The sequence below is a fragment of the Streptomyces sp. RKAG290 genome (assembly GCF_023701695.1).
GTDB lineage: Bacteria > Actinomycetota > Actinomycetes > Streptomycetales > Streptomycetaceae > Streptomyces.
In genome coordinates, this window is sequence record NZ_JAJOZC010000001.1 from 4631268 (window position 1) to 4655502 (window position 24235).

Genomic DNA, 24235 nt, shown 5'->3' on the forward strand with positions numbered 1-24235 from the left:
CGCCCGGCGCCGCCCGACCGGGCGCCACCCATACGCACCACCCCCGCGCGGGGGCAGAGCCGCGCGCCCCACGCCCACCGCCACCACTCCGCTTCGACAGGAGCCCACGCCATGGCCATCGAGGTCCGCATCCCGACCATCCTCCGCACCTACACCGACGGCGCCAAGGCCGTCGAGGCCAACGGAGAGACCCTCGCCGACCTCTTCACGGACCTGGAGACCCGCCACACCGGCATCCGTGAGCGCATCGTCGACGGCGGCGAGCTCCGCCGCTTCGTGAACGTCTACCTCAACGACGAGGACGTCCGCTTCCTCGACGGTATCTCCACCAAGCTCAGCGACGGCGACAACATCACCATCCTCCCGGCCGTCGCCGGCGGCATGAACTGATGCGCTACGACAGCCCGCTCGCCGCAGTGGGCAACACCCCGCTCGTCCGCCTGCCGCGGCTGTCACCCTCGGACGACGTCCGCATCTGGGCCAAGCTGGAGGACCGCAACCCCACCGGCTCGATCAAGGACCGCCCCGCGCTCCACATGGTCGAGCAGGCCGAGAAGGACGGCCGGCTCACCCCCGGCTGCACCATCCTCGAACCCACCAGCGGCAACACCGGCATCTCGCTCGCCATGGCGGCCAAGCTCAAGGGCTACCGGATCGTCTGCGTCATGCCCGAGAACACCTCGCAGGAGCGGCGCGACCTGCTCGCCATGTGGGGCGCCGAGATCATCTCCTCCCCGGCGGCGGGCGGCTCCAACACCGCCGTACGCGTCGCCAAGGAACTGTCGGCCGAGCACCCCGACTGGGTGATGCTCTACCAGTACGGCAACCCCGACAACGCGGGCGCCCACTACGCCACCACCGGCCCGGAGATCCTCACCGACCTCCCGTCGATCACCCACTTCGTGGCGGGCCTCGGCACGACGGGCACGCTCATGGGCGTCGGCCGCTACCTGCGCGAGAACGTCGAAGGCATCAAGATCGTCGCCGCCGAGCCGCGCTACGACGACCTGGTCTACGGCCTGCGCAACCTCGACGAGGGCTTCGTCCCCGAGCTCTACGACGCCTCGGTCCTCACCACCCGCTTCTCCGTGGGCTCGGCCGACGCCGTCACCCGCACCCGCGAGCTGCTCCAGCAGGAGGGCATCTTCGCGGGCGTCTCCACCGGCGCCGCGCTGCACGCCGCGATAGGCGTGGGCAACAAGGCGGTCAAGGCCGGCGAACGGGCCGACATCGTCTTCGTCGTCGCCGACGGCGGCTGGAAGTACCTGTCGACGGGCGTCTACACCGCCCCCACGACAGAAGCGGCCATCGAAACCCTGCAGGGCCAGCTCTGGGCCTGAGACGTGCCGGCAGAACAGGGCCGGCTCCGGGCCCGATACGTACCGGCGAAACACTGAGGGCGGACCGAGGACAACCGGTCCGCCCTCCGTCGTACCCGGCGGCCCCTTGTCCGGAAAGCCCCTAGGGGCTTTCCGGTTTGGATCAGGCCGGATCCAAACGAAAGACCCTAAACCCGGCCACCGCCCCGCACCCGCGCCCACACCTGCGGATCCACCTCGCCCACCCGCCGCCGGAAGTCCCGCAGAGCCACCTCACGCAGCTCATCCGTCTCCAGGAAACTCGTCCGCCCCTGTGCGTCGCCCACCGAGCCCTCAGGCAGCGCGATCACACCCGGCCGCTCCCCGTGATCCTTGCTCGTGATCTTCGCGACGCGGACCTTCCGGCCCCGCACCGACATCACGAGGCACGGCCGGTCCTTGGACCCCGGCCCGTCCTCGAACGGCACCTCGGCCCACCAGATCTCACCGGGCAGCGGCTTCCCCCCGACCGCGGACTTCTTCCCGCCGGCGGACTTCCTGCCACGCCCCGGCCCCGCCGGCGGCCGCGAACGCGCACCGGACCGGCCCTGCGGACCCCTCCCGCCACGCCGCCGCCCGTCGGTCACCGCCGCGACGAGCGCGAGCAGAACAACAAGAGCGAACGCGAGCCACCAGCCGGACATAGTCATGTCCCGAAGGTACCCGTGGGGTCAGCGCTTCCATCGAACCGGTGACAGCACAGGTGAGTTCGCCCACAACGGCCCGCTCCGAAGGAGCGACCACCTCTTTCGCGCCTTACGCTCAACAAACCGCTCAACGATCCGCACGAACCCTCCCCGTTCTCACGCCACGGAGGTTCACGCTCCATGAAGCTCACCGTCGTCGGATGCTCCGGCTCGTTCCCGTCCGCGGGATCGGCATGCTCGAGCTACCTCGTAGAGGCCGACGGCTTCAGGCTGCTCCTCGACATGGGCAACGGCGCCCTCGGCGAGCTGCAGCGCCACGTCGGTCTGTACGACCTCGACGCCATCTTCCTCAGCCACCTCCATGCCGATCACTGCATCGACATGTGCGCGTACTTCGTCGTCCGCTACTACCCGCACGACGGCGGACGCCCCGCCCGCATCCCGGTCTACGGCCCCGACGGCACGGAACAGCGGCTCACCACCGCCCACGCCGACACCCCGTCCGACCATGCGATGAGCGAGGTCTTCGACTTCCACACGCTCAAGTCCGGCTCGTTCGAGATCGGCCCCTTCTCGGTGCGTACGGAGAAGCTCTGCCACCCCGTCGAGACGTTCGGCATCCGCGTCGAGCACGGCGGCCGCTCCCTCACGTACTCCGGCGACACCGGCACCTGCGAAGCCCTGGACGAGCTGGCCGAAGGTGCCGACCTCTTCCTCTGCGAGGCGTCGTTCGTCCACGGCAAGGAGGACATCCCGGACCTCCACCTCAACGGCCGTGAGGCGGGCGAGCTCGCCGCCCGTGCCCGGGCGAAACGTCTCGTCCTCACCCACATCCCGCCGTGGACCGACGCCGAGCGCAACCTCACCGACGCCCGCGAGGTCTACGAGGGCCCGACCGAGCTGGCCGTCCCGGGCGCCGTCTACGAGATCTGAGGACGCGTCTGCCCGGGCGGAGCCCCGGTCCCGGTCAAGGGGCCCCGGTCGCCGGAGTCGGCGTCGCGGGTGGCCCGTCCGGCGACCTCGACGAGAAGTTCGCCCAGGCCGGCGTCGCCGCCCTTGCCGAGCAGTTCCTGCCTGACAACGACGGAGCCCTCACCTTCCGCCTGGAAGGTGAGGGCTCCGTCGTGCGCGCTACGGACTACTTGGCCTCGGCCTTGAGGAGCTCCGCGAGCTCCTCGTCGGACTCGCGGCCCGGAGTCGGGAGGTTGAACCTGGTGATCGCGAAGCGGAAGACCACGTAGTAGATCACCGCGAAGCAGAGGCCGACCAGTACCAGCATCCACGGCTTCGTCGCGATGCCGAGGTTCAGGAAGAAGTCGACCGCTCCGGCGGAGAAGCCGAAGCCGTCCTTCATTCCCAGGGCCCAGGTGAGGGCCATCGAGACACCCGTGAGCACCGCGTGGATCGCGTACAGCACCGGGGCGATGAACATGAAGGTGAACTCGATCGGCTCGGTCACACCGGTGACGAAAGCGGTGGCCGCGAGGGAGAACATCATGCCGCCGACGACCTTGCGCCGCTCGGGGCGGGCGCAGTGGACGATCGCCAGGCAGGCCGCCGGGAGGGCGAACATCATGATCGGGAAGAAGCCGGTCATGAACTGTCCGGCCTGCGGGTCACCGGCCAGGAAGCGGGCGATGTCGCCGTGGGCGCCCTTGTACTCGCCGGCCTGGAACCACGGGAAGGAGTTCAGCAGGTGGTGCATGCCGACCGGGATCAGCGCGCGGTTGGCGACACCGAAGATGCCCGCGCCGACCGCACCGGAACCGACCAGCCACTCGCCGAAGTTGTGCAGACCGGTACCGAGCACCGGCCAGATCAGACCGAAGACGATGCCGATGACCAGTCCCGCGAAGGCGGACAGGATCGGGACCAGACGGCGGCCGCTGAAGAAGCCCGCCCAGTCGGGCAGCTTCGTCCGGTAGAACTTCTGGTAGAGCAGGGCCACGACTATGCCGATCACGACACCGCCGAGTACACCGGCGTTGACCGGCGCGTCACTCATGACGACCTTGCCGTCCACGACCCCGGCGACCTGCGGCAGGTTGCTGTCGGTGAACGTGGCGAGCACCTTCTGGAAGACCAGGTAGCCGGTGACCGCGGCGAGTGCCGTCGAACCGTCCGACTTCTTGGCGAAGCCGATCGCGATGCCCACGGCGAACAGCAGCGCCATGTTGTCGAGGATGGCGCCACCGCCTGCGGCCATGTAACCGGCGAGCTTGGTGATGACGGTGGGGAACGACTCACGGCCGAGCATGTCGGGGTTGCCGAGCCGGACCAGCAACGCGGCTGCGGGCAGCACCGCGACCGGCAGCATGAGGCTGCGGCCGATGCGCTGCATGACCGCCATGACGCCGGCGCCCCTCTTCTTGGTGACCGCGGGTGCGGTGCCAACCGTGGACATCAACTTCCTCCATTGGGCAAGGCGCCGCCCTGGCCAATGCGGGAACGGGAGGCGACGACTCGAAGAAACGTGGCAGAACGCCACGTGGTCTGGACCACTCAGTGGTGTAGACCAGTTTTAGCACGGTGAGGGTTAGATAAGGAACCTGCAATTTGCGACTACTTCGCATAAGCCACCATCCACGCACGGTGACATAGCTAAGGCCCCCGGACCGAATGGTCCAGGGGCCTTGGCCGGCCGAGGCGTTTGCCGCGCTCAGCGGCTACTTCGTGAGGTCGCGCTCGATCTCTTCCTCCACCTCGTCGGGCTCCCGCCCCGGGGTCTGGAGGTTGAACTTGGTGATCGCGAACCGGAAGATCGTGTAATAGACCACAGCGAACGCCAGGCCGATCGGAATGATCAGCCAAGGTTTCGTCGCCAGACTCCAGTTGATGACGTAGTCGATCAGGCCCGCCGAGAAGCTGAAGCCGTCCTTCGTGCCCAGCGCCCACGTGACCGCCATCGACACACCGGTGAGCACCGCGTGGATCGCGTAAAGCAGCGGTGCGACGAAGAGGAACGAGTACTCGATCGGCTCCGTGATTCCCGTCACGAACGAGGTCAGACCGACCGAGACCATCAGGCCGCCCACCGCCTTGCGGCGGTGCGGCTTCGCGCAGTGGTAGATCGCCAGCGCCGCCGCGGGAAGCGCGAACATCATGATCGGGAAGAAGCCCGTCGTGAACTGACCGGCCGTCGGGTCACCCGCCAGGAAGCGGTTGATGTCACCGTGCACGACCGTGCCGTCCGGCTTCGTGAAGTCCCCGAACTGGAACCAGACGAACGTGTTCAGGAACTGGTGCAGACCGAAGACGAGCAGGGCGCGGTTGGCGACGCCGAAGACGCCGGAGCCCAGCCAGTCCAGATCCACCATCCACTCCGAGAAGCTGGTCAGGGCATCACCCACCGGCTGCCACAGCCAGGCGCAGAGAGCCGCGAACAGCAGACCGACGAACGCCATGATGATCGGGACGAGCCGGCGGCCGTTGAAGAACCCCAGCCAGTCCACCAGCTTGACCCGGTGGTACCGCTGCCAGAACCAGGCCGACATCAGGCCCATCACGATGCCGCCGAACACCCCCGGGTTCTGGTACTCGGCCGCCGTGACCTCGGCGCCCTTCGTGACACACGTACCGAACCAGGTGCCGCCGGAGACGAACGTCGAGCCGCTGTCGCAGTCCACCGGGAAGGCGTGCAGCACCGCGTAGTAGACGAGGAAACCCGTCACCGCCGCCAGAGCCGTCGAACCGTCCGACTTCTTCGCCATGCCGATCGCGACACCGACGCAGAACAGCAGCGGAAGTCCGAGCCCCGAGTCGAGCAGCGCACCACCGGCGGCCGCGAACACCTTGGCGATGTTGTCCCAGCCGAGGCCGTCGGCACCGAACACGTCCGGCTGGCCCAGCCGGTTGAGAATGCCGGCCGCGGGCAGCACGGCGATCGGGAGCTGAAGGCTGCGCCCCATCTTCTGGAGGCCTTGGAAGAGGGTGTTCCACCACCTCTTCTGTGGGATCGCGGCGCTGCTCGTCGAGCTCATCGACATCCTCCCGGGACTGGCCACATTTGGCGGTCGTTGCAGACTGGTGTAGACCAGTTGCGGTACGGTGCGGAGCCCGCTCGGAGACAGGGCGCCGGTGATCGTCATCATTGGTGATCAGCTGGCCGCTCGCTCGCGAAGTTGGGCCAACCGTGCGTTACCGTGACGAAACGGACCCATGGTGGGCCGTCACATGTACGTGAAGAACCAGGGAGAAGGCCATGGCCAGCAAGGCTGAGAAGATCGTCGCCGGGCTCGGCGGAATCGAGAACATCGAAGAGGTCGAAGGCTGCATCACCCGCCTCCGCACCGAGGTCATCGACCCGAGCAAGGTCGACGAAGCCGCGCTCAAGGCCGCCGGCGCCCACGGCGTCGTCAAGATGGGCACCGCGATCCAGGTCGTCATCGGCACCGACGCGGACCCCATCGCCGCCGACATCGAAGACATGATGTGACCCACCGCTGAACCACCAGGGCCCCCACCGGCCCGACACGCCGCAGGCCCCGCCCCACCAGGGACGGGGCCTGCGGCGCGCCCAGGGGCGGCACCCCCCCGATCAGCGCACCCGGACCGCCAGGATCGCCACGTCATCCGTCGCCTCGCCGTCATCCAGGCACGCGTCCACCAGTTGCCCGCACAGATCACCCACCTCCGAAGGCACCGCCAACGCCGCCGTACGCAGCCGCTCCAGCCCCACCCCCAGCTCCTCCCCGCGACGCTCCACCAGACCGTCCGTGTACAGCACCAGCAACGCACCCGGCGGCAGCTCGAACTCGTCCGCCTCCGCGTCCCACTCGTCCACCACACCCAACGGGACCCCCTGCCCCGCACGCAGGAACCGAGCCCCCGAATGGTCGACCAGCAACGGCGGACAATGACCAGCCGACGCCACCACCGCCCTGCGCTCGTGCGGATCGACCGTCATGTACAACACCGTGGCCAGATCCGTCAGCGACATGTCCTGACTCAGCGCGTTCAGATGGGACAGCACCGCCACCGGATCCTCCCCCTCCACCAGCGCGTAACTGCGCAACGCCGTCCGCAACTGCCCCATCGCCGTCGCCGCACGCAGCCCCTTGCCCATCACGTCGCCCAACGCCAGCCCCGCCTTGCCACCGGGCAACGCCATCACGTCGTACCAGTCGCCCCCCGCCTGCATCCCCCGCGCCCCCGGCAGACTGCACGCCGCGATCTGCACCCCGGCGACCTCCGGCAACGTCTGCGCCAGCATCGACTGCTGAAGCGTCCCCGCGATCCGCCGCTCACGCTCGTACAGCAGATTGTTCTCCACCATCTGACCCGCGAACCGGCAGTACGTACCCACCAGCTGCCGCTGCCGCACCGTCGGCCGCCCCGGCTTCCGCCACGCCCACGCCAGCACCCCCAGCCGCCGCCCCGACGTCGTGCTCAGCGCCAGCGCGTACACCCGCCGGAAACCAGCCGCACGCCCCAGCGCCCGCACCTTCGGCGAGCAGGACGGATCGGTCTCCACGTCCTCCACGATCAGCACGCCGCCCGCATCCTCGGCTTCGTCGACCAGGAACTTCCCCGGCTGCAACTCCTCGACGGCCTCCCGGACCGACCGCACATCCGCCGGCAACCCGTGCAGCGCACGGGTCTCCATCGACGAACCCTCCTCGTCCCGCAGCCGCGCCACCCCCATGTCCGCCTCGAGCAGCCGCGCTCCCTCGCCCAGAACCTGATGCAGCGTCCCGTCCACGCTGTCGTGATCGGTGAGCCGCTCGGTCAGGCTGTGGACCCAGGTGATGTCCTCCAACTGCTCCGCCAGCCTGCGGTTCACCTCGTCCAGCTCACCGGCCGACTGCCGCTGCTGCGACACGTCATGGACGTACGCGACAGCCAGCGGCAGCTCGCTCCACCCGCAGTCGAGCGGACTCGCGCTGATGTCCAGCCACAGCGCCTGCCCGCCCTCCGGCCGGTACCGCACCTCGGCCCTGGCCGGCCGACGCAACCCCAGCGCGATGCCGAGCGGCGACTCGGGAAACCGCAACGGCTCACCGTTGCGGTCGTAGAACGACGTCGCCGCAGCGGCCAGCCCGCCCGGCTCCGTCGGCACCACAGCGCCGAACATCTCCGCAAGCCGGCCGTTCGCATACACCGTCGTCGCCTCCCGCTCGGTGGAAGCAATGAGAATGCCGTGCGGCGCTCCCTCCAGGACCTGGACGGACGGAAGGCCGTCCCTCCCGGGGGAGTGCGGTGCGGCATACGGCCGAATCGTCTCGCTGGTGCGGAGGGACATTCAAACCTTCCTGTGAAGAACACCATCTACAGCAAAATGTTAACTAAGATGGCGTTTGCGCAGTAAATGGCGAAAGGCCCCCGAGGACGGGCCAAAGGTCCCGCCACACGGCCGCTAGGCTTTTGCCCATGTCTCGTATCGACGGCCGCACCCCCGACCAGCTCCGCCCCGTCACCATCGAACGCGGATGGAGCAAGCACGCCGAAGGATCCGTACTCATCTCCTTCGGTGACACCAAAGTCTTCTGCACCGCCTCCGTCACCGAAGGCGTACCGCGCTGGCGCAAGGGCAGCGGCGAAGGCTGGGTCACCGCCGAATACTCCATGCTGCCCCGCTCCACCAACACCCGCGGCGACCGCGAATCCGTACGCGGCAAGATCGGCGGCCGCACCCACGAGATCAGCCGCCTCATCGGCCGCTCGCTGCGCGCCGTGATCGACTACAAGGCCTCGGCGAGAACACCATCGTCCTGGACTGCGACGTCCTCCAGGCCGACGGCGGCACCCGCACCGCCGCCATCACCGGCGCCTACGTCGCCCTCGCCGACGCCATCAGCTGGGCGCAGAGCAAGAAGATCATCAAGCACGGCCGCAAGCCGCTGACCGGCACCGTCTCCGCCATCAGCGTCGGCATCGTCGACGGCACCCCCCTCCTGGACCTCTGCTACGAGGAGGACGTCCGCGCCGAGACCGACATGAACGTCGTCTGCACCGGCGACGGCCGCTTCGTCGAGGTCCAGGGCACCGCCGAGGCCGAACCCTTCGACCGCACGGAGCTCAACGCCCTCCTCGACCTCGCCACCGCAGGCTGCGTCGACCTCACCGCCTTCCAGAACGACGCGCTCGCCCGCACCCTCGGCGAGTAGAGCCAGGTAAAGAAGCAACCAAGTACCCACTCCACAACGTCGATACGAGTACGGGCGCACGGGTCGAACCGTGCGCCCGTCCACGTATCCGCACCCGGGGAGGGACCACACCATGGCCACGCACCACCGACGTCGCCGCACCGCACTGGCCATCACCGCCGCCCTGCTCACCGTCACGGCGGCGGCCGGCTGCGGCGCCCTGGACAAGACACTCGACTGCGTCCGGACCGCCGACGCCATCGCCACCAGCGTGAACAACCTCCAGCAGGCCGTCTCCAACGCCTCGAACGACCCCACCCAGGCCTCCGAGGCCCTCGACGACATCGAGAAGGAACTCGGCAACCTCGGCGACAAGACCGACGACGCCGACCTCAGCAAGGCCGTCGACGACCTCCGCTCCGGCGTCGGCAACGTCCGCGACTCCATCGACAAGGGCGACACCACCCCCGACATCGCCCCGGTCACCGACGCGGCCAAGGAGATCGGCAAGGTCTGCACCCCGTAACGGACGGTCCGCCTCCGCGGCGATAATCGAGACATGACCCGTCTCATCCTTGCCACCCGCAACGCCGGGAAGATCACCGAACTCCACGCGATCCTCGCCGACGCAGGACTCACCCACGAACTCGTCGGCGCGGACGCGTACCCGGAGATCCCCGACGTCAAGGAAACCGGCGTCACCTTCGCCGAGAACGCCCTCCTCAAGGCCCACGCCCTGGCCCAGGCCACCGGCCACCCCGCCATCGCCGACGACTCCGGCCTCTGCGTCGACGTACTCGGCGGCGCCCCCGGCATCTTCTCGGCCCGCTGGGCCGGCACCCACGGCGACGACCGCGCCAACCTCGACCTGCTCCTGGCCCAGCTCTCCGACATCGACGCCCCCCACCGCGCCGCCAACTTCGCCTGCGCCGCGGCCCTCGCCCTCCCCGACGGCACGGAACGCGTGGTCGAGGGCCGCCTGCTCGGCACCCTGCGCCACACCCCGTCCGGCACCCACGGCTTCGGCTACGACCCGATCCTCCAGCCGGAGGGCGAGACCCGGACCTGCGCGGAACTGACCCCGGCGGAGAAGAACGCGATCAGCCACCGCGGCAAGGCGTTCCGGGCGCTGGTGCCGGTGGTGCGGGAGCTGGTGGGGTGAGCTCGTAGACACGAAAACGGCCCGCGCGCCGATGCTCGGTGCGCGGGCCGTTCGATCGGTGCGGCGGAAGGGATTCGAACCCTCAAGCCGTTTCACGGGCCACAGATCCTAAGTCTGCTGTGTCACCTCTGCACCACCGCCGCCAGCCGCCTGCCATGCTACCGGGCAGGCCACCGGGGTGGTAGGCGAGTTCTCCGTCGGCGCCGACCGGCGGGTGCCCCGGCGGCACCACGTGTCGGTGAGCGCATGGCAGTTGGGGCAGAGGTAGCGAAGGTTCCCGGCCCGGTTGTCGAGCCAGTCACCGTTGATGTGATCGATCTGAAGCGTGAAGGACTGCCGCCGCCACCTGCCACGGTTGCCGCAGGATGCGCAGCGGTACGGGACTCCGATCTCCTGCAGGGCGCGGTGAAGCCTCTCCCGGTTCGTGCGCCCTGACCCCTCCGGCCTGACCACCAACGTCGTCGGTGCGATCGGCCTGGCGGTGCGCACCTGGGCCGAAGCCCAAGGACGTCGTCCGAAGTGGCTCGTGTCGAGCCCCAGCTGAAGGACCTTGCGTCGCACACGGCGGTGGTTCGTGTCGTTGACCGCAAGGCCGAGTGCACGCATGACGTCGGCGTAACTCGTGGCTCGGGGGAGGGCGTCCCGCAGGGCCTCCCCCGGGATCGCAAGGCGTGCGTTCCGGAAGTGAGAGGTATCGACACCTCTCCTGCGCAGCAGACTTGCCAGTGCTGAGCGTGACCGGCTGTCGTCGTCGCCCATTCCGAGGCTCCGTGCCACTGCGCGCATGCTGTCGGCGTTGAGTGCGGCCGTCTGAAGCTCCTCCGTGGTGAACATCAGATCCAGGTGCGGACGATTCATGCCGGGAAAGTGGCTGACATCGATTCCCGCGGCTGCGATACGGCGGCTTATGTGGGAGAGCGTGCCACTGGCCGGTGCCGCACCGAGCTTGGTGACGACCTCACGCAGGGAAGTGGAGGACGCGACGGCCGCCGCAATGGCCGCGTCCGGGTATTTGCGCCACGGGCTGCGCTGCTTGAAGTGGGCTGTATCCAGCCCGTGTCCCGCGACCTTCTCCTGCAGTACGCGCCGCTGTCCGCCGCTCTTCTTGAGCCCGAGGCGACGCATCAGATCTGTCCAGTTCTCGGACTCGGCGACGGCAGCGGCGAGCCGCGCTCGCCCGTAGACGTCAGGCATGGTTCCCCCTCCGCATCCGGCCGCACGTTCGCAGCCTCGTACGGAGTAACGAACCGTTTATCGGTGAGTCACGTCCGATATCCGACAAGATGCGGAATGGCCCGTCCCGCTTCGGCGACAACCGAAGCGGACGGGCCATTTCCGCAGGTGCGGGGATTCAGAACTTCGGGTCCGGCGTCTGGGCCGCGACCAGATCTTCCGCCTCCTGGCTCGTCTCCACCGAGGGCGGGGAGCCGGCCAGGGGCTTGTTGGCGGTTTCCTTCATGCAGGCCACCGCGATCACGCCGACCACGGCGGCGCCCATCGCGTAGTACGCCGGCATCAGGTTGCTGCCCGTCAGGCTGATCAGCGCCGTGATGACCAGCGGGGTCGTACCGCCGAAGATCGACGCCGACAGGTTGTAGCCCACCGACAGGGAGCCGTAGCGGACCTGGGTGGGGAACAGGGCCGGGAGGGCGGCGGACATGGTGCCGAGCATGCAGACCAGGGAGAGGCCCAGCATCAGCATGCCGATGGTGATCGCCGGGATGCCGCCCTGGCGGATGAGCAGGAAGGCGGGGAGGGAGAGGATCAGGAAGCCGAGCATCCCCGTCATCAGGAGCGGCTTGCGGCCGAAGCGGTCGGAGAGTTTGCCGACCTGGCTGATGATCAGCATCAGGAAGACCATGACGCCGAGCAGGATGAGCAGGCCGTGGGTTTCGCTGTAGCCGAGTTCGTCGGAGAGGTACGTCGGCATGTACGACAGCAGCATGTAGTCGGCGATGTTGTACGCGCCGACCAGGCAGATGCAGAGGATCAGCGTCGGCCAGTACTCGCGGAAGATCTTGGCGAGGTCGCCCTTGGCGCTGGTCTCGACGCCGTCCGCGGCCTCGGTGGCGTGTGCGGTGCCGCCCTCCAGCTTCTGGAAGGCCGGGGTCTCGTCGAGGCGCAGTCGCAGGTAGAGGCCGACCAGGCCGAGGGGTCCGGCCACGAGGAAGGGGATGCGCCAGCCCCAGGACTCCATCTGCGGGGTGTCGAGGAGTGCGTAGAGCAGGGTGACCAGACCCGCGGCGCCGACGTAGCCGGCGAGGGTGCCGAATTCGAGGAAGCTGCCGAAGTAGCCGCGCCGCTTGTCGGGGGCGTACTCGGCGATGAAGGTGGAGGCGCCGCCGTACTCTCCGCCGGTCGAGAAGCCCTGGAGCATCCGGAAGAAGATGAGCAGCACGGGGGCCCATACGCCGATGGCGTCGTGGGAGGGGATGACTCCGATCGCGAAGGTCCCGATCGCCATCATGATCATGGTGAGGGCGAGGATCTTCTTGCGGCCGACCTTGTCGCCCATGGGCCCGAAGAACATGCCACCGAGGGGCGCACGAGGAAGGCGACGGCGAACGTGGCGAAGGAGGAGAGCAGCTGGGTGGTGTCGTTCCCTGACGGGAAGAAGACGTGGCCCAGGGTGGCGGCCAGGTAGGAGTAGATGCCGAAGTCGAACCACTCCATGGCGTTACCGAGCGATGCCGCTTTCACGGCGCGCTTGACCGCCTGGTCGTCCGTGACCGTGATGTCGGTCCGTCGCAGCCTCGGGTTTTTCCGTTTCCGGATGGCGCGGAAGAGGGCGGGGTGGCGCTTGACCGCTTCGGGGTCGGCCGCCTGGTGGGGGTCGGAGGCCGCCATGGCCGGATCCTCTCCTCGATGGGTGTTCCAGGAAAGGCTTCTGCGCAGCCATGGCGGTTGCAAACCGAATCAGCTGATGATTGCGACTTGCGTCACATTTATTCGGCCATTCGCGTCCGGTTTTCGTCGGGTCAGATACCCAGGTCCTTGATGATCTTGGCGACGTGGCCGGTGGCCTTCACGTTGTAGAAGGCGTGTTCGACCTTGCCTTCTTCGTCGACGACGATCGTGGAGCGGATGACGCCGGTCACCGTTTTGCCGTAGAGCTTCTTCTCGCCGAAGGCGCCGTAGGCCTCCAGGGTCTCCTTGGCGGGGTCGCCGGCCAGGGTGACCTTGAGGTTCTCCTGCTCGCGGAACTTGGCGAGCTTCTCGGGCTTATCGGGGGAGACGCCGATGACGTCGTATCCGGCGCCGGCCAGCAGGTCGAGGTTGTCGGTGAAGTCGCAGGCCTGCTTGGTGCAGCCGGGGGTGAGGGCGGCCGGGTAGAAGTAGACGATGACCTTGCGGCCCTTGTGGTCGGCGAGCGCGATGTCGTTGCCGTCGGCGTCCGGGAGGGTGAAGGCGGGGGCGGTGTCGCCGGGCTGGAGTCGCTCGCTCATGGTTCTCCTCGTTGGTACGTGGGGTGTACGGGACCGAGCGTAATAGGGGTGCCGCCGGGTGCGGGGGCGGTCGAGCTGACAGACTGTCGATGACGGTTTACCGGACGAGGACCACGGAGGCGGCGCAGTGTCGGATGCCAGGAGCCCTGCGCAGATCGAGGCGGACATCATCACCAGGCGTGAGCAGCTCGCGGTGGTGCTCGATGAGATCGGGGTGCGGGTGCACCCGAAGACGATCATCGGTGATGCGAAGGCGAAGGCCGCTCAGGCCGTGGACCGGACGGCCGGGCGGGCGTTCGTCGCGGTGAACCGGACGGTGTCGGACGTGAAGGCGCAGTTCGTGACGGAGGAGGGTGCGCCGCGGCTGGAGCGGGTGATTCCGGTGGCGTTGCTCGCGGTGGGTGTGGTGGGGCTGCTCACGGTGACCTCGCGGCGCGGGAAGCGTTGACCCCGGCGGCGCGCGGTCCGGGATCGGCCAGGTAGGTTGCGGGCGTGAGCGAGAACGCGGACGACAAGCTGCCCATCCGGATGCTGCACGACCGTGTGCTGGTCCGGTCCGATTCGCCGGAGGGCGAGCGGCGTTCCGGCGGCGGCATCCTGATCCCGGCGACGGCTGCGGTCGGTCGTCGGCTGGGGTGGGCCGTGGTGGTCGCGGTGGGGCAGAACGTGCGGACGGTGGAGCCGGGTGACCGGGTGCTGTACGACCCCGAGGACCGTGCCGAGGTCGAGGTGCGGGGTGTCGCGTACGTGCTGATGCGGGAGCGGGATCTGCATGCGGTGGCTGCGGACCGGTTCGAGGGTTCGGTCGATTCGACCGGGCTGTATCTGTAGCCCGCGCCGGTAGCCCGCGCGTGTGATCCGTACGCGTGGGCCGCCCCGGTGGTTCGCGGCCGTGGTGTGTGAGGCCTGGTGACTGTCGTCACCAGGCCTTTTTCCTGTTTTTTGCTACGGTGGTGTGACCCCGACGAGACGCGCCGTACCGGGCTTTTGCAAAGACGACGCACCCGTTGTTCGCGTGTTCTGTTTCGTCGGAGGTGCCGTCGTGGCGTGGGTTCTGTTGGTGGTCGCGGGTCTGCTGGAAGTGGCCTGGTCGATCGGGATGAAGTACACCGAGGGGTTCACCCGGCTGTGGCCGAGCGTGTTCACGGGTCTCGGGATCGTGGCGAGCATGTTGTTGCTGTCGCACGCGGCGCGGACCTTGCCGATCGGTACGGCGTACGGCGTGTGGGTGGGTATCGGTGCGGCGGGTGCCGCGGTGCTGGGCATGGTGGTGCTGCACGAGCCGGTGACGGCTGCCCGGATCTTCTTCGTGTGTCTGCTGCTGGTGGCCGTGGTGGGGCTGAAGGCGACCTCGGGTCACTGACGGGTCCGGACGTCCGCCGGGGATTTCGGGGCAGCCCTTACAGGCGGCCCGGGGCCCGGGTGCCGCGGGCGCCTTCGAGGAGGCCGCCGGCGGTGCCTCCGCCGTTTTCCCCGCCGCCGGAGTTCGTTCCTCCGACGTTCCCGCCGCCGGTGTCGGCGCCGCCGTCCGTGGTCCCGCCGTCCGTGGCCCCACCGGTGTCGGTGCCGCCGGTGGGGAGGCCGCCGATGGTGCCGGGACTGGTGTCCGGGGTGGTCGGACTGGTGGGCGGTGCGCTGGACGGGGTGCTCGGGCGGGTGCTCGAGGGGGTTCGGGACGGCTGCCCGGTGCCGCTGGGGGCGGTGCTCTCCTGGCTGGGCAGCGCGGTCTCGTCCGTGCCGCTCTCCAGATCGAGGTCGAAGTCCTTGACGGGGGTGCCGAGCAGGGCGGCCTTGGTGTACTGGGCCCAGGTCTCGGCGGGGGCGCCGCCGCCGTTGATGCGGGGCAGTCCGAGTGCGCCGTAGAGGGACTTCTGTGCGCCGGTGTCGGGGTCCTGGCCCATGACGGCGATGACGGTGGCGAGGCCGGGGGTGTAGCCGGCGAACCAGGCTGCCTTGTCCTCCTCGGCGGTGCCGGTCTTGCCGGCGGCGGGGCGGCCCGCGCCCTGGGCGGCGGTGCCGGTGCCGCCGTCGACGACGCTCCGCAGGATCGAGGTGGTGGTGTCGGCGGCTTCGCGGCTGACGGCCTGTTCGGTGGTGCGGCGGGGGAGCCTGATGGTCTCGCCGTCCTTGGTGACGTGGTCGACGAGGGTGTGGGTGCCGCGCTTGCCGTGGTCGGCGAGAGTGGCGTAGGCCCCGGCCATGTCGAGGACGCTGGCGGTGGCGGGGCCCAGTGCGATCGACGGGGACGCGGTGAGGTCGGGGGTGTCCTCGGGGATGCCGAGGGAGACCGCGGTCCCGCGGACCTTCTCGGGGCCGACGTCCTCGGCCATCTGGGCGTAGACGGCGTTGACGGACTTGTCGGTGGCGGTGCGGACGGTGATGGGCCCGTAGCTGACGTCGTCCTCGTTGGAGGGGTCGTATCCGGTGGGTCCGTCGGGGCCCTGGACCATGCGCTTGTTGGTGCCGTCGTAGATGGTGCTGGGGGTGATGCGCCTGCCGTCCTGGGTGGTGGAGTCGTTGGCGACGGCGGAGGTGAAGACGAAGGGCTTGAAGGTGGAGCCGACCTGGTAGTCGGTGCGGGTCGCGTTGTTGACGTACTGCTTCGTGTAGTCGATGCCGCCGTACATGGCGACGACGCGGCCGGTCGCGGGGTCGATGGAGGCGCCGCCCACGCGGACGTTGCGGTCGGCCTTGCGCTGCTTGCTGGTCTTGGACATGACGTTGGCGTCGACTGCCTCGACGAGGGCGTCCTGTTTCTTCTTCTCCAGCGTGGTGGTGATGCGGTACCCGCGGGTGGCGAGGGTCTTCTCGTCGATGATGTCGTTCTTGACGAGGTAGTCCTCGACGGCCTTGACGATGTAGCCGCGTTGGCCGGAGAGACTGTTGGCCGGCTTGACCGGGCCGGGCGGGGGGAAGGTCATGGCGGCGCGGTCGCCGGCGTCGAGCCACTCCTCCTTGACCATGCCGTCGAGTACGTAGTTCCAGCGGGCGAGGGCCGCGCTCCTGTTCTCGGGGTGGGTGATGACGTCATAGGCGCTGGGGGCGTTGAGCAGGGAGGCGAGGTAGGCGCCTTCGGCGGTGCTGACGTCGCCGATGTCCTTGCTGTAGTAGGCCTGGGCGGCGGCCTGGATGCCGTAGGCGTTGCGGCCGAAGTAGCTGGTATTGAGGTAGCCCTCGAAGATCTGGTTCTTGGATTCTTCGCGGTTGAGTTTGATCGCGATGAAGAATTCCTTGATCTTGCGGCCGACGGTCTGTTCCTGGCCCAGGTAGTAGTTCTTGACGTACTGCTGGGTGATGGTCGAGCCGCCCTGTTTGCCCTTGCCGGCGAGGGTGTTCCAGCCGGCCCGGAACATCGCCTTGACGTCGACGGCGCGTTCGGAGTAGAAGTCGCGGTCCTCGGCGGCGAGCACGGCGTGCTGGACGTCGAGGGGGACCTGGGCGAGTTTGATGTTCTCCCGGTTGACCTCGCCGTCGCGGGCGATGACGCTGCCGTCCTGGTAGAGGTAGACGTTGGACTGGGCGGTGGCGCTGGCGTTGGCGGAGGGGATGTCGACGAGTTGGTAGCCGGCGATGAAGCCGCCGATCAGGACCAGGGCGATGAGGAGGATGCCCCCGAGGACCATCCGCCAGGTGGGAAGGGCGCGGCGCCAGCCGGTGCGCTTGGGGCGTGGGGGTTTCTTCTGCTTCTTCCCGCCGGTCGTGTCCGTGGCCGGGGTGTCCTGTTGTCCGGGGGCGGCAGGCTCGCCAGGCAGGTCCTTGGGGTTCCAGCCCCGGGGGGCGGGGTCCCCGCTCTGCTGCTGTGGCTCGTCGCTCATGTGGTGCAGACTCCTCGGCCGCGGTCAGTTCCCCATAGTGCACTTTTCCGTGGAATAACTGCCGGATCGACCTCCGAAAAGCGGTCGCGGCGGCTGCCCCGGCTGGACTAGGGTTCTGCGCTTTGGTGTCCACACGCGGTGAGGCGCCCGACTGCGGGGGGTGGGGTGCTGTGCGGGTCTATGCGGTGGTGGCGGCGGGCGGGTTCCGGCGCTATGCCACGTACCGGATCGCGACGGCTGCGGGGGTGTTCACCAACACCGTCTTCGGCTTCATCCTGGCGTACACCTATGTGGCGCTGTGGGACGAGCGGCCGCGGCTGGGTGGTTACGACATGCCGCAGGCGCTCACGTACGTGTGGCTGGGGCAGGCGCTGCTGATGACGTGCGCCATGATGGGCGGCGGTTTCGAGGACGAGCTGATCGAGCGGATCCGTACCGGCGACATCGCGGTCGATCTCTACCGGCCGGTGGATCTGCAACTGTGGTGGCTGGCAGGGGACTTGGGCCGGGCAGCTTTTCATCTGCTGGGGCGCGGCATCGTGCCGATGGTGCTGGGCGCGCTGGCCTTCGATCTGGCGCTGCCCACGTCGGCCGGGGTCTGGTTGGCGTTCCTCTTCTCGGTGGCTCTGGGGGTGCTGGTCAGTTTCGCGATCCGCTATCTGGTGGCGTTGTCGGCGTTCTGGCTGCTGGACGGGGCGGGCGCGGCGCAGATCGCCTTCCTGGCCGGGCTGTTCTTCTCCGGACTGCTGCTGCCGCTGAATCTCTTTCCCGGTCTGCTGGGCGAGGTGGCGCGGGCGCTGCCGTGGTCGGCGCTGCTCCAGGTGCCGGCGGATGTGTTCCTCGGCAAGCACACGGGGTGGGGTCTGGTGCAGGCGTACGGGTTCCAGGCGGGCTGGGCGCTGGTGTTGCTGCTGGCGGGACGGCTGGTGCAGTCGGTGGCGACGCGGAGGGTGGTGGTCCAGGGTGGCTGAGGCAGCGGAAGTGGAAGCGGTGGTGGTGGAGCACCCCGCGGTGGTGTTCGCGCCGCGGTCGCGGGTGGTCGAGGGGGTGCGGGCGTACGGGCTGATCGTGGCGATGTGGCTGCGGTCGACGATGGCGTACCGGGCGTCCTTCGTGATGACGACGTTCGGGAACTTCGCGGCGACGGCGTTCGACTTCGTCGCGATCATGCTGATGTTCTCGCACGTGGAAGTGCTGGGCGGCTACACGCTGCCGGAGGTCGCCCTGCTGTACGGCGCGTCGGGTACGGCCTTCGGGCTGGCGGATCTGGTGCTGGGCTCGATGGACCGGCTGGGCCGCCGGGTGCGGGACGGGACGCTGGACACGCTGCTGGTGCGGCCGGTCCCGGTGCTCGCGCAGGTGGCGGCCGACCGGTTCGCGCTGCGCAGGCTGGGGCGGATCACGCAGGGGCTGCTGGTGCTCGGCTATGCGCTGGGCACCCTGGACATCGAGTGGACCGTGCTGAAGGTGGTGATGGTGCCGCTGATGCTGCTGAGCGGGGCGGCGATCTTCGGGGCGGTGTTCGTGACCGGGGCGGCGTTCCAGTTCTTCGCGCAGGACGCCGCCGAGGTGCAGAGCTCGTTCACCTACGGCGGGAACACGATGCTGCAGTACCCGCCGACGGTCTTCGCGAAGGATCTGGTGCGCGGGGTGACGTTCGTCGTGCCGCTGGCGTTCGTGAACTGGCTGCCGGCGCTGTACGTGCTGGGCCGGGAGTATCCGCTGGGCCTGCCGGACTGGGTGGCGTTCCTGCCGCCGGTGGTGGCGGGGCTGTGCTGGGTGCTGGCGGGTCTGGCCTGGCGCGTGGGTCTGCGGTCGTACCGGAGTACGGGCAGTTGACGGATATCGAGCGAGGCGGGGCAGGGGACATGGGTGCAGGAACCGGCGTGGGCACGGACTTCATCGAGCTGGACGGTGTCGAGAAGGTCTTCGACGTCCGCCGCAGGACGGGTTTCATGCGCAGCGAGCGGCGTGAGGTGCGCGCCGTCGACGGGATCAGCTTCCGGGTGGCGCGTGGCGAGATGGTCGGCTACATCGGCCCGAACGGCGCCGGGAAGTCGACGACGATCAAGATGCTGACCGGCATCCTCACCCCGAGCGGGGGTTCGCTGCGGGTGGCGGGCATCGACCCTTCCCGGGAGCGTACGAGGCTGGCACACCGGATCGGGGTGGTCTTCGGGCAGCGCACCACGCTCTGGTGGGACCTGCCGCTGCGCGACTCGTACCGGCTGGTCCACCGGATGTACCGCGTCCCCGACGCCCGCTTCCGGGCCAACCTGGACCGTTGCATCGAACTCCTCGACCTGGAGGAGCTGTTGGACGTGCCGGTGCGGCAGCTGTCGCTGGGGCAGCGGATGCGCGGTGACATCGCGGCGGCGCTGCTGCACGATCCGGAGGTGCTGTACCTCGACGAGCCGACGATCGGGCTCGATGTGGTGTCGAAGGCCAAGGTCCGCGGGTTCCTGCGGGACTTGAACGCGGAGCGGGGCACCACGGTGCTGCTCACGACCCACGATCTGACGGACATCGAGCAGTTGTGCAAGCGGGTCATGGTGATCGACCACGGCCGGCTGATGTATGACGGGGCGCTGGCAGGCCTGCATGAGGTGGGTGAGAGCGAGCGGACGCTGGTGGTGGATCTGGAGCGTGAACTCCCGCCGATCCGGCTGGATCCGGACCTGTCGGTGCGCACGGTGAAGGTGGAGGGGCCGCGGCAGTGGCTGGCGTTCCCGGCGTCCGCTTCGGCGGCGCCGCTGGTGGCGCGGATCGCCGCGGAGTACCCGCTGGTGGACCTCTCGGTGCGGGAGCCGGACATCGAGGCCGTGATCGCGAAGATGTACGCGTCGGCTGCGAGCACGTAGATCGGTGACGGAACCCTACGCGTTCAATAGGCTGCGCGGTATGACTAGCGAACTTCCGGAAATGCGTGCCTCCGACGCTGAGCGTGAACGCATTGCTGAGATTCTGCGCGATGCGGTGGCCGAGGGCCGGCTGGAGATGGAGGAGTTCGAGCAGCGGCTCGACACCACCTACAAGGCCCGCACGCGTGGGGAGCTGGAACCGATCGTCCGCGACCTGCCGGTCGTCGGGGCGGCCGTGGCGCCGGTCGCCGCCGGGCAGTCGGGGACGGGTTCGATGGCCCGCTGGTCGGACCGTATCGGCAAGCCGGCGACGTCCGGCGGCGCCTTCGCGTTCTGGGGCGGATTCCACCGCAAGGGGAACTGGACGATCGGCCGGCTGTTCACCGCGTTCGCGATGTGGGGCGGCGGTGAGATCGACCTGCGCGAGGCGAACTTCGAGGACCGCGAGGTGGTCATCCGCTGCTTCGCGATCATGGGCGGCATGCAGGTGACGGTCCCGCCGGACCTGAACGTCGAGGTCCGGGGCATCGGCATCATGGGCGGCTTCGGGGAGAGCTCGAAGGACGAGGGCATCCCGGCGCCGGACTCCCCCGGGTACGGATCACCGGCTTCGCACTGATGGGCGGCGTCGGTGTGGAGCGCAAGCGGAGCAAGGCGGAGAAGCTGCGGCTGCGGGAGGCGGAGCGCTCGCGGGGCCGGCTGGAGAAGGGCGACGGCAACCGGTAGCGGGAGGCCCGTGCCGCGGTTCGCGCGGTTCGCGCTTTCCGTGCGGTCCGGTGGCCCGCACCTGTGCCGGGGCGGTCCGCACCACTGCCCGTGCCGTGCGCGCTGTCCGTGCCGCAGCCCGGACAGTCCGCACTCCGCCCCGCCTGTCCCGCCTGCGACCCGTCAGAGCGCGTCGGAGGACGGGCGGGTGGGCACCAGGTCGGCCGTGCCCACCAGGGAGCCCAGTCGCTGGTAGCCCGCGTCGTTCAGGTGCAGGTGGTCGCCCGAGTCGAACGCGGGTACAGCCGGTGCGGGTGGGCCGGGTCGCGCAGTGCGCGGTCGAAGTCGAGGAACTCGTCGAAGATCCCGCCGGCCCGGATCATCTCGTTGACCCGGGTACGCACGGTGTTCTGCACGGGGGTCCAGCTGCGGTAGCCCTGGTACGGCATCAGGGTCGCGCCGATGACGTGCAGCCCCCGGGCGTGGGCGCGTTGCGTCAGGGTGCGCAGGGCGTCCACGATCCGCAGCGGGTCCTTCTCCTGGGGGAAGCCCTGCACGTCGTTGATGCCGAGCGCGATGACGACGGTCTTCGCGCCGGTGATGCCCAGCACGTCGCGGTCGAAGCGGTCCAGGGCGCGCTGCCCGATGCCGTCGCGCAGCAGGCGGTTACCGCCGATGCCCTGGTTCACCACCGCGTACCGGCCGTTCAGCCGGTCGGAGAGGATGTCGGGCCAGCGGGTGTTCGCGTCGGTCGTGGAGCCGGTGCCCGCGGTGAGCGAGTCGCCGAGTGCGACGACGGTGCCGGCGGCGCTCTGGCTGTGCACGTCCACGGCCGTGAGGTAGCGCCAGGCGGTGCTGCGCCAGGTGCCCTGCCCGGTCTCCACGTAGGAGCTCTGGTGGCTGTTGGGGTGCACGGTGACCGGGCCGTCGGCGGTGGGCGTGCGCAGCGTGACGACGAGATCGGCGTCGGCGGCGACCGGGACGACGACGGGATCGCTGACGATCTGCCGGCCGGCGGCGACGGTGGTGGTCGGGGCGCCGCGGAACGTCACAGGACGCGTGTTCACTGTGACGTTGTCGATGAGCAGCGGCTGGGTACCGAAGAGGTTGGACAGGGTGATGCGGGCCGCGTTGCCGCCGATGCTGGTGTGGACGACGTTACGGACGGTGCGGTGGGTCAGATCCTGGCCGTGGTTCGGGTCGGCCGCTCCGAGGACGGGCGCGGCCGCCCAGGTGGCGAGCCAGAGCCCGGACGAGTGAGCCGGCGCCGCCGGCGTGCGGGCCCTGCCCTGCGGTCCGGTGGTGGCGGTCGCCTTCGGCCGGGACCCGGAGAAGAGCAGCGAGCCGGTGAACGCCACGACGGCGGCGAGCGCGGCGGTGCCCGCCACAAGGGCTATGAGCAGGGCGTACCCCTGGCGCCTGGGCATGGACGGTGTGTCTCCTCTGTTGGTGGGTCAGTTCAATGATGCGGCAGGGCGCGGGGAACTCAACATGCGGCCCGGGAGTAGGTCGGGTAAGGACAATGCGTACGGGGCGTCGGGGGCCGGCGCGTACGCGGACGGGTGGAGCGGATGAAGCGGATCGAAGGCACCGGACCGGGCGAGCCGGGGACCGGTACGGGCACGGCCGAGGACGCGGGCGGGGCGGGGCGTGGGCGGGCTCCGGGCGCCCGCGCGCCCGCCTCCCTGGCGTCGTTCGCGTACACCGCCGCGGACGAGGAGAAGCGTCGCGGCGTACGGCGTATGAAGACCACGGCCACCGGCCTCCTTCTGCTGGTCGCGCTGGTGTACGTCCTCGCCACGTGGGCGAAGAACGAGTCAGTGGGCGGCTGGCCGGGCTACGTCGCCGCGGCCGCCGAGGCGGGAATGGTGGGTGCGCTGGCCGACTGGTTCGCCGTCACGGCGCTCTTCAAGCGTCCGCTCGGCCTGCCGATTCCGCACACCGCCATCATCCCCACCAAGAAGGACCAGCTCGGGGCGTCACTCGGTTCCTTCGTGGGCGAGAACTTTCTGTCGGGCGGTGTCGTACGGGACCGGATCCGCTCCCTGGGCATCGGCGGCCGGCTCGGCGCGTGGCTGGCCGAACCGGAGCACGCGGACCGGGTGACGGCCGAACTGTCGACCGCGCTGCGCGGTGCGCTGACCGTGCTGCGCGACTCGGATGTGCAGGCCGTGGTCGGTGAGGCGATCACCCGGCGGGCGAACGCGGCGGAGATCGGCCCTGGCCTTGGCAAGATGCTGGAGAAGGTCGTCGCCGACGGCGGTCACCGCAAGGTGGTGGACCTGATCTGTGTGCGGGCTCACGACTGGCTGGTGCTGCACAACGACTCGGTGATGGACGCGGTGCAGGGCGGCGCGCCCGGCTGGACCCCGCGGTTCGTCGACAAACGGGTGGGTGAGCGGGTCTACAAGGAGCTGCTGCGCTTCGTCACGGAGATGCGCGACATGCCGGGGCACCCGGCGCGCGGCTCGATCGACACGTTCCTGACGGACTTCGCGGCCGACCTCCAGACGGACTCGGAGACGCGCGACCGGGTGGAGCGGCTGAAGTCGGAGGTCCTGGGCCGCGGCGAGGTGCAGGACGTCATCGCGTCCGCCTGGTCGTCGGTGCGCACGATGGTCATCGCGGCGGCGGAGGACGAGCAGAGCGAGCTGCGGCTGCGGGCCCGGGCGTCGCTGATGTCGCTGGGGGCCAGGCTGGCGACGGACGGCAGGCTGCAGCAGAAGCTGGAGGGCTGGCTGGAGGACGCGGCGGTGTATGTCGTCACGACGTACCGGACGGAGATCACGTCGCTGATCAGCGACACGGTGGCCGGCTGGGACGCGGAGCAGACATCGAAGAAGATCGAGGCACACATCGGCCGTGACCTGCAGTTCATCCGCATCAACGGCACGGTGGTGGGTGCGCTGGCGGGACTGGTGATCTATTCGGTGTCGCGCGCCCTGGGCGGCTAGGCGTGCTGTCCCGGGCCTGTGCCGGGCATATCCGGGCCTGTGCAGGGTCCTGTCCGGGCCTATCCGGGCCTGTCCGGGCCGGCCCGAGCCGGTCCGGCGGCTCCGGGGCAATTCCAAGCCCGTCCGGCGATTGAGGACGAACGGCTCCCGGGCCGCCCGGCTCCCACCGGGCCACCCGCACCGGGCCACCCGCACCGGGCCC

The 24235-nt window shown here is 69.3% G+C and carries 20 protein-coding genes, 1 tRNA gene, 5 pseudogenes and 1 riboswitch; of the genes and pseudogenes, 16 read left to right on the plus strand and 10 right to left on the minus strand.

From position 1 onward, the window contains the following. The first annotated feature begins 111 nt into the window (after positions 1–111). Together LNW71_RS20365 and LNW71_RS20370 are read left to right on the plus strand one after the other, a co-directional pair. Positions 112–390, plus strand: coding sequence for a MoaD/ThiS family protein (locus LNW71_RS20365; RefSeq protein WP_250969542.1), 279 nt, complete (start codon positions 112–114; stop codon positions 388–390). Further along, positions 390–1340 (plus strand): cysteine synthase, encoded by a 951-nt coding sequence (locus LNW71_RS20370; protein WP_250969543.1) that lies wholly within the window; start codon positions 390–392, stop codon positions 1338–1340. Before LNW71_RS20365 ends, LNW71_RS20370 begins: the two co-directional genes overlap by 1 nt. Before the next feature lie 167 nt (positions 1341–1507). On the opposite strand, the gene LNW71_RS20375 is transcribed toward LNW71_RS20370, so the two are convergent. Next, complete coding sequence (locus LNW71_RS20375) at positions 1508–2008, minus strand: type II toxin-antitoxin system PemK/MazF family toxin (RefSeq protein ID WP_250969544.1); 501 nt, start codon at positions 2006–2008, stop codon at positions 1508–1510. A gap of 177 nt (positions 2009–2185) precedes the next feature. On the opposite strand from LNW71_RS20375, the gene LNW71_RS20380 reads away from it, so the two are divergent. Together LNW71_RS20380 and LNW71_RS20385 are read left to right on the plus strand one after the other, a co-directional pair. Continuing rightward, on the plus strand, positions 2186–2938 hold the full coding sequence (locus LNW71_RS20380; RefSeq protein WP_250969545.1) for an MBL fold metallo-hydrolase: 753 nt from the start codon (positions 2186–2188) through the stop codon (positions 2936–2938). Positions 2939–2970: 32 nt separating this feature from the next. Then, positions 2971–3066, plus strand: a pseudogene (locus LNW71_RS20385) (heme-binding protein); the annotation flags it as partial. A 77-nt stretch (positions 3067–3143) separates the two neighbouring features. Here LNW71_RS20385 and LNW71_RS20390 read toward each other — a convergent pair. After that, on the minus strand, positions 3144–4409 hold the full coding sequence (locus LNW71_RS20390) for a PTS transporter subunit EIIC (protein ID WP_250969546.1): 1266 nt from the start codon (positions 4407–4409) through the stop codon (positions 3144–3146). Positions 4410–4671: 262 nt separating this feature from the next. Continuing rightward, positions 4672–5985: a PTS transporter subunit EIIC gene (locus LNW71_RS20395; RefSeq protein WP_250969547.1), complete on the minus strand. Its 1314-nt coding sequence runs from the start codon at positions 5983–5985 to the stop codon at positions 4672–4674. Between the two features lie 221 nt (positions 5986–6206). Here LNW71_RS20395 and LNW71_RS20400 point away from each other — a divergent pair, with 221 nt between their 5' ends. Beyond that, on the plus strand, positions 6207–6440 hold the full coding sequence (locus LNW71_RS20400) for a glucose PTS transporter subunit EIIB (RefSeq protein WP_018517946.1): 234 nt from the start codon (positions 6207–6209) through the stop codon (positions 6438–6440). A gap of 102 nt (positions 6441–6542) precedes the next feature. On the opposite strand, the gene LNW71_RS20405 is transcribed toward LNW71_RS20400, so the two are convergent. Then, complete coding sequence (locus LNW71_RS20405) at positions 6543–8246, minus strand: SpoIIE family protein phosphatase (RefSeq protein WP_250969548.1); 1704 nt, start codon at positions 8244–8246, stop codon at positions 6543–6545. Positions 8247–8374: 128 nt separating this feature from the next. On the opposite strand from LNW71_RS20405, the pseudogene rph reads away from it, so the two are divergent. The 3 genes and pseudogenes from rph to rdgB all read left to right on the plus strand — a co-directional run bounded on the left by rph (position 8375) and on the right by rdgB (position 10252). Further along, positions 8375–9111, plus strand: a pseudogene (rph, locus tag LNW71_RS20410) (ribonuclease PH). 112 nt (positions 9112–9223) lie between these two features. Continuing rightward, positions 9224–9616 (plus strand): DUF1664 domain-containing protein, encoded by a 393-nt coding sequence (locus LNW71_RS20415; protein ID WP_250969549.1) that lies wholly within the window; start codon positions 9224–9226, stop codon positions 9614–9616. A gap of 33 nt (positions 9617–9649) precedes the next feature. Continuing rightward, a complete protein-coding gene (gene rdgB / locus LNW71_RS20420) occupies positions 9650–10252 on the plus strand; it encodes an RdgB/HAM1 family non-canonical purine NTP pyrophosphatase (protein ID WP_250969550.1) in 603 nt (200 codons plus the stop codon). A gap of 59 nt (positions 10253–10311) precedes the next feature. On the opposite strand, the gene LNW71_RS20425 is transcribed toward rdgB, so the two are convergent. From LNW71_RS20425 to bcp, 4 genes and pseudogenes are all read right to left on the minus strand, one after another. Continuing rightward, positions 10312–10395 (minus strand) — tRNA-Leu (locus LNW71_RS20425). Next, the gene (locus LNW71_RS20430; RefSeq protein WP_250969551.1) at positions 10361–11446 is read right to left on the minus strand and encodes an HNH endonuclease; all 1086 of its coding nucleotides are present in this window, start codon (positions 11444–11446) and stop codon (positions 10361–10363) included. Before LNW71_RS20430 ends, LNW71_RS20425 begins: the two co-directional genes overlap by 35 nt. Positions 11447–11603: 157 nt before the next feature. Next, a pseudogene (proP, locus tag LNW71_RS20435) lies at positions 11604–13099 on the minus strand (glycine betaine/L-proline transporter ProP). A gap of 131 nt (positions 13100–13230) precedes the next feature. After that, positions 13231–13698 (minus strand): thioredoxin-dependent thiol peroxidase, encoded by a 468-nt coding sequence (bcp, locus tag LNW71_RS20440; protein WP_250969552.1) that lies wholly within the window; start codon positions 13696–13698, stop codon positions 13231–13233. 127 nt (positions 13699–13825) lie between these two features. Here bcp and LNW71_RS20445 point away from each other — a divergent pair, with 127 nt between their 5' ends. The 3 genes from LNW71_RS20445 to LNW71_RS20455 all read left to right on the plus strand — a co-directional run bounded on the left by LNW71_RS20445 (position 13826) and on the right by LNW71_RS20455 (position 15061). Next, the gene (locus LNW71_RS20445; protein ID WP_250969553.1) at positions 13826–14146 is read left to right on the plus strand and encodes a DUF3618 domain-containing protein; all 321 of its coding nucleotides are present in this window, start codon (positions 13826–13828) and stop codon (positions 14144–14146) included. A gap of 44 nt (positions 14147–14190) precedes the next feature. Beyond that, entirely contained in the window at positions 14191–14529 is a 339-nt protein-coding gene (locus tag LNW71_RS20450; protein ID WP_123471346.1) for a co-chaperone GroES, read from the plus strand. A gap of 107 nt (positions 14530–14636) precedes the next feature. Further along, positions 14637–14703, plus strand: a riboswitch (guanidine-III (ykkC-III) riboswitch). A gap of 37 nt (positions 14704–14740) precedes the next feature. Further along, positions 14741–15061 (plus strand): multidrug efflux SMR transporter, encoded by a 321-nt coding sequence (locus LNW71_RS20455; protein ID WP_018555875.1) that lies wholly within the window; start codon positions 14741–14743, stop codon positions 15059–15061. Positions 15062–15098: 37 nt separating this feature from the next. Here the strand turns inward: LNW71_RS20455 and LNW71_RS20460 are convergent, their stop codons facing one another. Next, positions 15099–17513, minus strand: coding sequence for a transglycosylase domain-containing protein (locus tag LNW71_RS20460; RefSeq protein ID WP_250969554.1), 2415 nt, complete (start codon positions 17511–17513; stop codon positions 15099–15101). 170 nt (positions 17514–17683) lie between these two features. On the opposite strand from LNW71_RS20460, the gene LNW71_RS20465 reads away from it, so the two are divergent. The 4 genes and pseudogenes from LNW71_RS20465 to LNW71_RS20480 all read left to right on the plus strand — a co-directional run bounded on the left by LNW71_RS20465 (position 17684) and on the right by LNW71_RS20480 (position 21100). Continuing rightward, the gene (locus tag LNW71_RS20465) at positions 17684–18484 is read left to right on the plus strand and encodes an ABC-2 family transporter protein (protein ID WP_250969555.1); all 801 of its coding nucleotides are present in this window, start codon (positions 17684–17686) and stop codon (positions 18482–18484) included. Continuing rightward, positions 18477–19352, plus strand: a complete 876-nt coding sequence (locus LNW71_RS20470) for an ABC transporter permease (protein WP_250969556.1) — start codon at positions 18477–18479, stop codon at positions 19350–19352. Before LNW71_RS20465 ends, LNW71_RS20470 begins: the two co-directional genes overlap by 8 nt. 29 nt (positions 19353–19381) lie before the next feature. Next, complete coding sequence (locus LNW71_RS20475; RefSeq protein ID WP_250969557.1) at positions 19382–20374, plus strand: ATP-binding cassette domain-containing protein; 993 nt, start codon at positions 19382–19384, stop codon at positions 20372–20374. A 61-nt stretch (positions 20375–20435) separates the two neighbouring features. Continuing rightward, positions 20436–21100: pseudogene (locus tag LNW71_RS20480) on the plus strand (DUF1707 domain-containing protein). 162 nt (positions 21101–21262) lie between these two features. Here LNW71_RS20480 and LNW71_RS20485 read toward each other — a convergent pair. Beyond that, positions 21263–22506: pseudogene (locus tag LNW71_RS20485) on the minus strand (SGNH/GDSL hydrolase family protein). Positions 22507–22650: 144 nt separating this feature from the next. On the opposite strand from LNW71_RS20485, the gene LNW71_RS20490 reads away from it, so the two are divergent. Next, positions 22651–24033, plus strand: coding sequence for a DUF445 domain-containing protein (locus tag LNW71_RS20490; RefSeq protein ID WP_250969558.1), 1383 nt, complete (start codon positions 22651–22653; stop codon positions 24031–24033). Positions 24034–24235 lie beyond the last annotated feature (202 nt).

What these genes read in the sequence shown, in the direction of transcription:
- LNW71_RS20365 (WP_250969542.1), top strand. Translation starts at nt 112, where the DNA reads ATGGCCATCGAGGTCCGCATCCCGACCATCCTCCGCACCTACACCGAC.
- LNW71_RS20370 (WP_250969543.1), top strand. Translation starts at nt 390, where the DNA reads ATGCGCTACGACAGCCCGCTCGCCGCAGTGGGCAACACCCCGCTCGTC.
- LNW71_RS20375 (WP_250969544.1), bottom strand. Translation starts at nt 2,008, where the DNA reads ATGACTATGTCCGGCTGGTGGCTCGCGTTCGCTCTTGTTGTTCTGCTC.
- LNW71_RS20380 (WP_250969545.1), top strand. Translation starts at nt 2,186, where the DNA reads ATGAAGCTCACCGTCGTCGGATGCTCCGGCTCGTTCCCGTCCGCGGGA.
- LNW71_RS20390 (WP_250969546.1), bottom strand. Translation starts at nt 4,409, where the DNA reads ATGTCCACGGTTGGCACCGCACCCGCGGTCACCAAGAAGAGGGGCGCC.
- LNW71_RS20395 (WP_250969547.1), bottom strand. Translation starts at nt 5,985, where the DNA reads ATGAGCTCGACGAGCAGCGCCGCGATCCCACAGAAGAGGTGGTGGAAC.
- LNW71_RS20400 (WP_018517946.1), top strand. Translation starts at nt 6,207, where the DNA reads ATGGCCAGCAAGGCTGAGAAGATCGTCGCCGGGCTCGGCGGAATCGAG.
- LNW71_RS20405 (WP_250969548.1), bottom strand. Translation starts at nt 8,246, where the DNA reads ATGTCCCTCCGCACCAGCGAGACGATTCGGCCGTATGCCGCACCGCAC.
- LNW71_RS20415 (WP_250969549.1), top strand. Translation starts at nt 9,224, where the DNA reads ATGGCCACGCACCACCGACGTCGCCGCACCGCACTGGCCATCACCGCC.
- rdgB (WP_250969550.1), top strand. Translation starts at nt 9,650, where the DNA reads ATGACCCGTCTCATCCTTGCCACCCGCAACGCCGGGAAGATCACCGAA.
- LNW71_RS20430 (WP_250969551.1), bottom strand. Translation starts at nt 11,446, where the DNA reads ATGCCTGACGTCTACGGGCGAGCGCGGCTCGCCGCTGCCGTCGCCGAG.
- bcp (WP_250969552.1), bottom strand. Translation starts at nt 13,698, where the DNA reads ATGAGCGAGCGACTCCAGCCCGGCGACACCGCCCCCGCCTTCACCCTC.
- LNW71_RS20460 (WP_250969554.1), bottom strand. Translation starts at nt 17,513, where the DNA reads ATGAGCGACGAGCCACAGCAGCAGAGCGGGGACCCCGCCCCCCGGGGC.
- LNW71_RS20475 (WP_250969557.1), top strand. Translation starts at nt 19,382, where the DNA reads ATGGGTGCAGGAACCGGCGTGGGCACGGACTTCATCGAGCTGGACGGT.
- LNW71_RS20490 (WP_250969558.1), top strand. Translation starts at nt 22,651, where the DNA reads ATGAAGCGGATCGAAGGCACCGGACCGGGCGAGCCGGGGACCGGTACG.